At 34.0% G+C, this 9348-nt stretch carries 8 protein-coding genes and 2 pseudogenes (1 of these 10 only partly in view); 5 read left to right on the plus strand and 5 right to left on the minus strand.

Going from position 1 to position 9348, the window contains the following annotated elements; all coding sequences use genetic code 11:
• Positions 1-220 precede the first annotated feature (220 nt).
• Positions 221-1051, minus strand: a complete 831-nt coding sequence (locus LEP1GSC049_RS207870; RefSeq protein WP_016561229.1) for a hypothetical protein — start codon at positions 1049-1051, stop codon at positions 221-223.
• A gap of 1183 nt (positions 1052-2234) precedes the next feature.
• Here LEP1GSC049_RS207870 and LEP1GSC049_RS2000000227690 point away from each other — a divergent pair.
• A pseudogene (locus LEP1GSC049_RS2000000227690) lies at positions 2235-3679 on the plus strand (M20/M25/M40 family metallo-hydrolase).
• Between the two features lie 506 nt (positions 3680-4185).
• Here the strand turns inward: LEP1GSC049_RS2000000227690 and LEP1GSC049_RS2000000228125 are convergent.
• Positions 4186-4809 (minus strand): TPR end-of-group domain-containing protein, encoded by a 624-nt coding sequence (locus tag LEP1GSC049_RS2000000228125; protein ID WP_016561219.1) that lies wholly within the window; start codon positions 4807-4809, stop codon positions 4186-4188.
• Between the two features lie 453 nt (positions 4810-5262).
• Here LEP1GSC049_RS2000000228125 and LEP1GSC049_RS207865 point away from each other — a divergent pair, with 453 nt between their 5' ends.
• The 4 genes and pseudogenes from LEP1GSC049_RS207865 to LEP1GSC049_RS2000000227210 all read left to right on the plus strand — a co-directional run.
• Positions 5263-6027, plus strand: a complete 765-nt coding sequence (locus LEP1GSC049_RS207865; RefSeq protein WP_004754688.1) for an RsmG family class I SAM-dependent methyltransferase — start codon at positions 5263-5265, stop codon at positions 6025-6027.
• Positions 6005-6766: a ParA family protein gene (locus LEP1GSC049_RS207860; protein WP_004755326.1), complete on the plus strand. Its 762-nt coding sequence runs from the start codon at positions 6005-6007 to the stop codon at positions 6764-6766. The genes LEP1GSC049_RS207865 and LEP1GSC049_RS207860 overlap by 23 nt, the downstream gene beginning before the upstream one ends.
• A gap of 2 nt (positions 6767-6768) precedes the next feature.
• A complete protein-coding gene (locus tag LEP1GSC049_RS207855) occupies positions 6769-7644 on the plus strand; it encodes a ParB/RepB/Spo0J family partition protein (protein ID WP_004755286.1) in 876 nt (291 codons plus the stop codon).
• 61 nt (positions 7645-7705) lie between these two features.
• A pseudogene (locus tag LEP1GSC049_RS2000000227210) lies at positions 7706-8089 on the plus strand (hypothetical protein); the annotation flags it as partial.
• Between the two features lie 216 nt (positions 8090-8305).
• On the opposite strand, the gene LEP1GSC049_RS207850 reads toward LEP1GSC049_RS2000000227210, so the two are convergent.
• The 3 genes in view from LEP1GSC049_RS207850 to LEP1GSC049_RS207840 are tightly spaced (each overlapping or abutting the next) and all read right to left on the minus strand, a layout consistent with a single transcriptional unit that may run on beyond the window.
• A complete protein-coding gene (locus tag LEP1GSC049_RS207850) occupies positions 8306-8818 on the minus strand; it encodes a YaaR family protein (protein ID WP_016561232.1) in 513 nt (170 codons plus the stop codon).
• Entirely contained in the window at positions 8815-9162 is a 348-nt protein-coding gene (locus LEP1GSC049_RS207845; RefSeq protein WP_000246073.1) for a bactofilin family protein, read from the minus strand. Before LEP1GSC049_RS207845 ends, LEP1GSC049_RS207850 begins: the two co-directional genes overlap by 4 nt.
• Positions 9162-9348, minus strand: partial view of a M23 family metallopeptidase gene (locus LEP1GSC049_RS207840; protein WP_004753660.1) — the end only. The gene runs 833 nt beyond the window's last position; only the last 187 of its 1020 coding nucleotides appear in the window; its start codon lies beyond the right edge, outside the window; it ends in the stop codon at positions 9162-9164. The genes LEP1GSC049_RS207845 and LEP1GSC049_RS207840 overlap by 1 nt, the downstream gene beginning before the upstream one ends.

The following is a 9348-nucleotide window of genomic DNA, read 5'->3' on the forward strand; positions in this document are numbered from 1 at the left end:
TTTTGCATTTATTCAGAGAGAAAATCTATAGAAACTCCTACATTGGTTCAGCATTTTTGAATCATCCTTACCAAATTATCTGAATACTTTTAGGAAGAATTCGAAAACAAATTCGATATTACAAAAAATGTTTCTAAAATTTATGAATAGAAAAAAGAAAGTTTTAGAAGGTGGAAAACAAAGGCCGCACTCAAAAATGAAGACGGCTTTGTTGTATGGATTACTTATAAATTAATTCGTGGATTTTTTGAAGTTCCCATTTATTGTTTTGTTTCACGTGAAACGTAAAACTTTGAAGTAAATTATTGGAACTGTAATTCAATTGATTCTTTCTTTCCTGATTACCTTGAACGTTCAGTCGAGTCAGTAGTTTTCCTTTCTCATCATATTCAAATTTGGTGGAAGCGATTTGTTTTTTCTCTTCGTTATAAATATTCTGAATGAATGCTCTTGGATTCTTTTCGTCCTGAGTCAGGTTAAATATTTCGATCTCTTTAGAATCAGGCCAACTAGTCTGACCTGATTTTACAAAATTTTTGTCCCAAGAATTGATGTTTGATCTTAAAAGAAGTTTATTGTCCTTATCAAAAACTTCAACAAGATCAATTTCTCCTTTCGGATTGTATCTAAATGTTTTTGTTTCGAGTAGAATATGATCTTTATCAAAGAGTTCTTCTCGAACTACTTTTCCATCTTTATATTGAAAAATTGTAAAACCGTCCGTTTTTCCATCTGCATTTAAGTAGGATTCTTTAATGAGTTTTCCGGAAGAGTCGTATTCATAAAAAGCAGAATAGACGATTTTACCGTTTGCATTTTTGACGATTTCTTTTACAGGTCCGTTTGAATTGTTTCCAAAAATATATTTATCTATGTGAGACCATTTACCTGGAGTGATTCCTAAAATAATTTTAGGAAATAGAAGTAAAATTAAAATCCAATGGGGAATCAATCGAACCGTTATACTCTTTGAGTTGCGTGAATTGTTTTTGCTCGTTCTAAGAAGAAAAATATAAGATCTAGAAAAAATTGTAACTAAAACTTGGATCATATTACCTCTACTCTACTTTACAATCATCGGAAAACAATTGAAAAGGTTAACTAACTAGAATATGGAAAATCTTCCGATAGAAAAAAACTCGAGAGAAAATGTAAAAAAGATTTAGTAAAGACAGGTTTACAAAATTGGATCTTTAGTTCTGTACATGAAATTTACTTTGTCAGTTTATTTTACCGAGAAAATATAAATGTAGGAACCCCTACTTACGCGCCATATCAGAATTCCTTTCTAAAAAGAGATAAAGGTTTAGTTCGATAGGATAAAATACCTTATTTTTTATATAAAAACTTTTGTCCCAAAACCTGTCGAACGACCTAAAACGCTTTCGTAAAAAGCGTTTTGCTGAGTTCAGGAAGTGAGACGCTGAGTTACTTCGAACGATCCATAGAGTGAGACGGCTTGAGTTATTTCGAGCGCCCGTAAGAAGCCATAACCAACCCCACGGGTATTTAGATTTCAATATTAAATCTTGTGGGAATTACGACAAATTCTCTGTAAAACTGAGTTCCCACCCCACGACGCGATCCATAGAGAGCGTTGTGTTGAGTTTCCAACGCTTTCGCAAAAAGCGTTTGCTGAGTTCAATTTTGATTCTAAAATCTTATTCAACTTGTGGGTTGGTTATGGTAAGAAGCGAGACGCTTTAGTTTCTCGAACGGCCCCGATTGAGTTTCACAAAAATGTGGGAGCTACTACGAAAATTTAACAAGATTAAGACTGCTCGAAAGTTTGCAAAATGAGGCCTAATTTGTAGGAACTACTACAGTTTATTAAAAGTCTCTAAAGAATGATTGCGTAAAATTCTTTGAGATTTTTGGATAAATTCTAGAGGTCGATTTTGCAAAGATATAGAAGTTTCTCGAAAATTGCACCTAACACAGAATTGTTGGTCTTTTTGGAAAAGGATTGCATACTAAGTTTTTAAACAAGCTCAACATAGTATTATTTATGTATTCAAGTAATAATTGGGAGACTGACACAAATTGTAAAATTAGTCCTTTTCTCAAACTTATGCCAACTAACATGAGTTGATATACTAAATCTATTTTATAAAGAGCCGAGCTTAAAAGCTTAGAATGTGGAAACTAATATACGAACTTTAGAATCATGAATGGAAATGCCTTGAAAGTAAAATAGGGCGCAATATTTTCTTCCGCACTTAGGAGAATTAAAGATGAATTGGAAAAAAATCGTTTTCGGCTTTTTAGGAGTTTTGTTTTTACTCTATACGATTTTTGTTACAGAAGAAGGAATTCAATCGATAAACCCCAGCATAAAGTTTAAACGAGATTATGGAAAAATTGCCGAAGAGGCTTCGAAAGATTTACAAACGTATCTTAAAATTCAAACGATTCGAGGAAATGAAAAACAGGCGGTTTTATTTTTAAAAAGCCTTTTTGATAAACGAGGAATCAAAACTAGAATTTTTGAAGTTCCTGGAAAACCGGAAAGAGCGAGTATCATGGCGGAGATCAAAGGAACGGATCCACAGGGTGGTCTAATTCTTACCAATCATATCGACGTGGTAGAGGCTGATCCGAACGAATGGGACGAGGCGCCGTTTTCAGGTGTAAGAAAAGGAGATCGAATTTATGGAAGAGGCGCCATAGATATGAAAGGCCTGGGAATCATGGAGTTATATACTTTCTTTTTGATTCATGATTCTGGGATAAAGCTTAAGAAAAATCTAATGTATCTTGCGGTTGCGACGAAGAAAGTCGTTCGGAATTCGGGATGAGATTTTTAATCGCAAACCATAAGGAAATTTTTAACGGTTATGAGTTTGTCCACAACGAAGGAGGAATAGGAACCAAAGACGTAGTTGTAAAGGGAAGTAAAATCTTTAATATTCAACATGCAGAAAAAGGGATTATTTGGTTGGATCTGAAATCGGAAGATATTTCCGGACACGGAAGTACTCCACCGATACAATATGCGGCTTTAAATCTCATCGATTTTCTTAGCGAACTTAAGAAAATGAACGAGGTTGTTATTATCAAAGACGAGACTGCTTCATTCTTTTATCAAATGGGAGAAGTAAGTCCTTTCCCCAATTCATTCGTATTAAAGAGATCTCGGAATCCGTTATTAGGAATTATTCTGAATGGAGTGATTCGATCAAATAAACATCTAAGAGCGATGACTAGTAATACCGTAAGTATAACCGGAATTGATACTCATCAAGCAGGAATAAACGTAATCACTTCAAAGACGGAAGGGACGGTTGATATAAGAATTCTTCCTGGTTTTAGTGAAAACGAGATATTTGAAAAAATAAAAAAGCTCGCAGACAAGTATAGAGTGAAAGTCAGTGCTAGACATTTAGAACCAGGAACGATTTCACCAGTAGATTCAAAGTATTTTCAAATTTTATCCGGAGTCGTTCAACAAGTAGTTCCGGATGCAGTTGTAACTCCTTTTTTATCTCCTGGAACTACGGATTCATCTTATTTAAGAATGGCAGGTTTTAAATGTTACGGTTTGATTCCTGCGCTCATGACTTCGGAAGAAATAGACGGAATACATGGTAAAAATGAAAGTACTACGATTGAACATTTAAAAACAGGAATCGAAATTCTTCATAGAACGGTTTTAGAATTCAATAATTCTTCTAATTGAATTTTTAAAAGTTCAGAATAAAATTTTTTATATTATAAAACTTTTATAGAATGAATTTTTGAATTTTTCCCAAAATATTAAAAATGTGGATATCCTTACGAAATTCATTATTGGAAATTCTGTTCAAAGTCACAAAACGAGCTTAGGATAATAGAATTCCTAGGAACTCCAACAATTTCAAGTTAGGTGGAGGTAAGAGGTTTTATAAGAAAAACGCATAATGTGTTTTTTGATTCTTACTCTTCACACAATTCTTTCGCGGACTGGATTTTCTTGAAAATGAATATTTTATAAGAAACTGTTTCTTTGAAATAAGAAATCGAATATAAATCTTTTAGAATATTTCCAAATGTAAAAAGTGTTTTTCGATGCTATTGAAGTATTTCGTAATAGGCGGGTTCTTATTCTTATCTACAAGATTGAAATCAGAATAAATTTTAGGACTCTGAACTTTTGTGTCATTTTTTGTATATGATAACTTTTCGCAGAAAAATTGCTCTTCGGCCCTATTTGTTATTTTCTTTGAGAATCTTTTCCACCAATTCATTGGAAACGATGAATAATTTTTCAGGACTACGATTCGGTTTCATAGAAAAACGGGAAAAAACATAGCTTTGTTTTCCGGATTCGATACGATCTTTACAATCGTTTTCTAATTCGCTTAGCTTCTCTTTCCAAAAAGAAATCGGTTTATCATCGTATAGATAAGTATTTTCCTGGTGTTCGCTTAAATCTTTTAGGATAGATTTGACTGCAGATAACATTGCTTCGATGACAGCAACTTCGTCAGTTATGGAGGCTTGTAATTCTTCTCCAAACGTAAATGCCTCGTAATGCAACCTATCTTGAAGGTATTTATATAATTTTCGTAGACTAGGTTCCGTCGGTAAACGATCCAAAAACGATCTGAAATCGGAATCGTCCCAATAAATTTTAAAATGTTCGTCTTTCAAAGATAGATTTGCGTAGTCTTGATATTTTGCACTCCAAGCGATTGCTTTTTCAAGACAGTCGAGCATTTTTGTTTTATCTCCAGCAAGTGTATAAGCACGGGCTAAATTGTAAAATGCGCTGGAGTATTTTCTATCAATTGCAAGAGATTTATGTAAGTTTAAAAAAGCATTGTCCAAATCATTTTGGAAAAGGTAAGAAGATCCTATCAATAAATAAGCTATAGAAAAAAAGGGCTAGTCTGTAACACCTTTTGAGCCTGGTTTAAACTTCTGACAAAACGTTTTTCTTGAATTGCTTTTTCAGCTTCTTGACAAGGTTTTAGGGAATGATTGCTCCAGGGGTGGATTAAAACTTGTTCTACCAATTTAATCTTAGGTTCGGGTTGAAATCCTGGAGTTAATTGTTGAATTGATCAAAGTACATCAAACACACCGTTGTCATCGCCTCGATTATAAAGGTGGTACATTTTTTTAATTTGGTATTCGAGATTCTGCTTTTCGTTTATCAATGTATTGTTTTTTTATTTTAGTCTGGAATGCTTTCTCTTTTTAGATTTGAAACTTGAAATGGATAAAAGAAAAAATCAATGAAAAAAACGTTACAACCAGTATTCTATAATGGTAAATAACATGCAAGATCCGGAACAATTCTCGGTTGGTTTGATTTTAGAAAGATTAAAAGAACGATTTCCAATCGAAGCAAATGAAATCATTAATTTTTTTGATTGGGAATTAATTCTTAAATTCGTTTTATTTCTAAAAGAAAAGAATGAAATAGGAGGATTTTTTTCTAAAAGAGATTCGATGGAAATTTTGGATCGTCACGTGCTGGAATCCATCTATCACGTTTATACCATCACGAAAAAAATAGGATCTTGGAAAGGAATACAATTAGGAGACGCCGGAACTGGACCAGGAATTCCGGGATTTTTTTTTCGTTGTCTCAAAGAACATCCAATTGTCGTTTTAATTGATTCTCAAAAAAGAAAACTTTCACATACTGAAAATTTTGTTAGATCCAATCAAATTGGTAATGTGGAATTTCAATTTATTCGAACTGAAGAATCTAAATTACATCTTAATTATGTCACATCACGTGGTTTTATTCCTTATCCATATAGCGTAGAAGCGATTTGTAATCTTTTGAAGATAAATGGAACTTATGTCCCATTTTTAGGAAAACATGATATAGATCCAAAATTAGAAGAGAAAATTCTTTCCTATTCGGGTTTTAAATTAGAATTTTCAGAAGATTTAATTCCTCTTGAATTTTTAGGCATGCGACATATTAAATTCTTGAAAAAGGTTTCTAGCCCGAGGCATGGTTATCCAAGAGCTTGGAAGGAAATTAGCAAGGAGAGTAAGGGCGCAAATGGGAAAGATCGTATCGATTAGCAATCAAAAAGGTGGTGTCGGAAAAACGACAACTTCTATCAATCTCGCGGCCAATCTTGCTTCGATCGATAAAAAAGTTTTAATTATAGATATGGACCCGCAAGGAAATTCCGGTTCTGGTTTAGGACTTGAGATTCATAAAACTAATAAAACTTCATATGAGTTATTGTTAGGTGAAGCTTCCGTAAATGAGTGTATTCAAAGAACAAACGTTTCTAATCTTCATATCATTCCTTCCAACATCAATTTGAGCGGTGCAGAAGCGGATCTACTTGCGGAAGATCAAAGAGAATATAAACTTAAAAATGCGATTTCTAATCTTCGGACAGAATACGATTATATCTTAATCGATTGTCCGCCTTCATTAGGAATTTTAACAATCAACGCGTTATGCGCCGCGGATAGCGTGATGATTACTCTTCAAACGGAATACTTTGCTCTGGAAGGGTTGACTCAGTTGATGAAAATTATTTCTCTCGTTCAAAATCAACTCAATCCTTCTTTAGAATTAGAAGGAGTTCTTTTAACTATGTTTGATAAAAGAACCAATCTTGCAAATCAAGTTGCCGAAGACGTTAAGTCTTATTTCAAAGATAAAGTTTATACTACGATCATTCCTAGAAACGTGAAATTAAGCGAGGCCCCTTCTTTTGGACAAACAATTCTAAGTTACGATCCGGAAGGAGTAGGCGCTCAGAGTTATAGAAGTCTCGCTCTGGAAGTTGCAGGGAAGAATTAAAAATGGCGCTCAAACCCAAAGCCCTCGGAAGAGGTCTTGGAAATTTAATTCCAGTTAACGAAAGTAAAACCCCTATTGAATCTTCTTCGGAAGGTGCACTTCGGGAAATAAGGATTAGTGAAATTCGTCCAAATCCAGGACAACCTAGAAAAACTTTTTCGGAAGAATCTTTAAAGGAACTTTCGGAAACGATTAAGGCTCATGGAGTCATTCAACCGATCGTAGTAAAACAGTTAGACGTAGGTTATGAAATCATTTCTGGGGAACGTCGTTATCGGGCTTGTAAACTTGCTGGCTTTATTAAGATTCCTGCAATCGTCAAAAATGTTTCCGAAAATCAATCTATGGAAATGGCGATCATTGAAAACATTCAAAGAGAAGATCTAAATCCGATTGAAGAAGCGATCGCTTACAAAACTCTTTCTGAAAAATTAAACTTAAAGATCACAGATATCTCGGTTCGAGTTGGAAAAAATCGTTCTACAATTTCCAATTTAATTCGTCTTCTTCAACTTCCGGATGTAGTTCAGGATTTGATTAAAAACGGTAGAATTTCAGAAGGTCATGCAAGACCACTTTTGTCTTTAGCGGATCGAAAAAAAATAGAACAACTTGCTTATCAAATTGCGGAGAAAGGCTTAACTGCTAGACAGGTTGAAGAATTGGTTTCTAATATTTCGGAAGGACGTTCTTCTATTCCGGAGAAGAAAAAATCTCGTAAAGACGTAAACATAGTCGAACTAGAAAACAAATTTAGAAAAAAATATTCTATGAAAATTGAAATCGGTCACAATCAAAATTCCGGTAAAGGAAAGATGACAATTGCTTATCCAAGTCTTGAAGCAATGGAAAAGATTTTGAACGCTTTGGGTTTGTAAGAATGAAAGATTCTGAATTGGATGAAACAAAAATCATCTTATAGAAAGAGCGGATAAAGTTTTGCTGGATTATTTATTTCCTATTTTAAGTTTTATTGATTTGTTCAGCGATTGGAAGCCAGCTATTAGTTTTATACTCGCTTCTTTGATAGTGATTATCGTCCTACCTTTATATTTAAAATCGCCTTTGTTAAAAGAAAGGAAGATGGATTCCTTTTTTTATCATTGGCTTGATCTACTGATATTAATTTTAATTCCTTTGCTGTTGTATATTAAACTGACGGAAGAATATGACAACTATGATGAAGGTGGATCCATAATACTCGGTTTTGTTTTGAGTTTGATATTTATTTTCTACATAGAATTGACTTCGCGTTTTAAAAAGGTTCGGTTGTTTTATTTTTTTATCCTTGCTTGTAGTTGCGCTGCGTTGATCAGTTTTCTCTTTATATACCATTGAAATTGATTATTCTTTATAGAATTGATTACGCGTTTTAAAAAGCTCGGTCGTTTTATTTCTTTATTTTTATTCTTGCTTGTGCAACTTTAATCAGCTTTTATTTCCTACTCATAACTATATAATAAATTACTTAATATTTGCATGGAATCAGTGTTTTGTGTTAAAATTAACGGTACTCAATTTTATAAAGATCAGTAGTTGTTATTCTTGAATATCTAACAAAAGTCCTCTGATATCCGTTAGAGATTTTAGAAGTTTAAAAGCAGAGTTTCCTTCGTTCATAATCAGTTCTGCTAAGATCTGAATTTTTTCATCAATGATCTTAACAACGTGATAGATTTTTTTAGCTTCACCTTTCATCTTTCTAGAAAGTGTTTCTACTCTCATATTCTGGTCGATGACCGCTTTTATAATTGCTTGGATGTGTTTTTGATACGTTTCTAAGTTTTCGATCGAAGCAAGATCTAAAAATCTTTTTTCAATATCTGGAAGTTCTCTCCAAAGAGCGTTTAGATCTTTTGTGGTTTCCGATTTTGAAGGAACGATTTCTTCTAAAATATCTAAAAAAGAAGAAGAAATGTTTTCAGCGGCTTCGGCCTGGTTGAGCGAACTTCCTCCGCTTAAAGAAGAAACACCGTCTTTTTTACTTCTGGAAGCGTTCTTGGTTTCGGTTTCTTTTCGAGGAGGTTGGTAGGGCGGTATGAGTACTTTCAATGTGCAACTGGGTTGATTTTACAATTGCCTTCAAATTGTACTCCTTCTTCCATTACGATTCTAGGGGATACAATATCTCCTTTCATTCTACAGGAAGCAAGTAAAGTCACTCGTTCGCTCGCGTAAATATTCCCATTGATTTCACCGCCAGCGACTACAATTCGGGCTCTAATATCCGTATCGACGATTCCAGATTTACCGATTAGGACTTTTCCTTCTGTTTTTATAGAGCCTCGAAAAATTCCGTCGATTCTTAAAAGCCCGGTAAGTTTAAATTCTCCGCTGAATTCTGCGCCCTCACCTATGATGCTGTTTACGATTAAATGTTCTTCTGTGGTTGCCATTAGTCCTGAATCTGGTTGAGAAAAGCAAACGGATTGATCGCTCTTGTTCCAACATGAATTTCATAATGAAGCATATAATTCGGAGAAGCTTCGGTTTTACCTACAAATCCGATCACTTCAGTTTTAGAAACTTGTTGTCCTTGTTTTACTTTCAATCGGTCCATGTTCGAATAGATCGTTTTCCAT

The organism is Leptospira kirschneri serovar Cynopteri str. 3522 CT, assembly GCF_000243695.2.
Lineage (GTDB): Bacteria > Spirochaetota > Leptospiria > Leptospirales > Leptospiraceae > Leptospira > Leptospira kirschneri.

What these genes read in the sequence shown, in the direction of transcription:
- LEP1GSC049_RS207870 (WP_016561229.1), bottom strand. Translation starts at nt 1,051, where the DNA reads ATGATCCAAGTTTTAGTTACAATTTTTTCTAGATCTTATATTTTTCTT.
- LEP1GSC049_RS207865 (WP_004754688.1), top strand. Translation starts at nt 5,263, where the DNA reads ATGCAAGATCCGGAACAATTCTCGGTTGGTTTGATTTTAGAAAGATTA.
- LEP1GSC049_RS207860 (WP_004755326.1), top strand. Translation starts at nt 6,005, where the DNA reads ATGGGAAAGATCGTATCGATTAGCAATCAAAAAGGTGGTGTCGGAAAA.
- LEP1GSC049_RS207855 (WP_004755286.1), top strand. Translation starts at nt 6,769, where the DNA reads ATGGCGCTCAAACCCAAAGCCCTCGGAAGAGGTCTTGGAAATTTAATT.
- LEP1GSC049_RS207845 (WP_000246073.1), bottom strand. Translation starts at nt 9,162, where the DNA reads ATGGCAACCACAGAAGAACATTTAATCGTAAACAGCATCATAGGTGAG.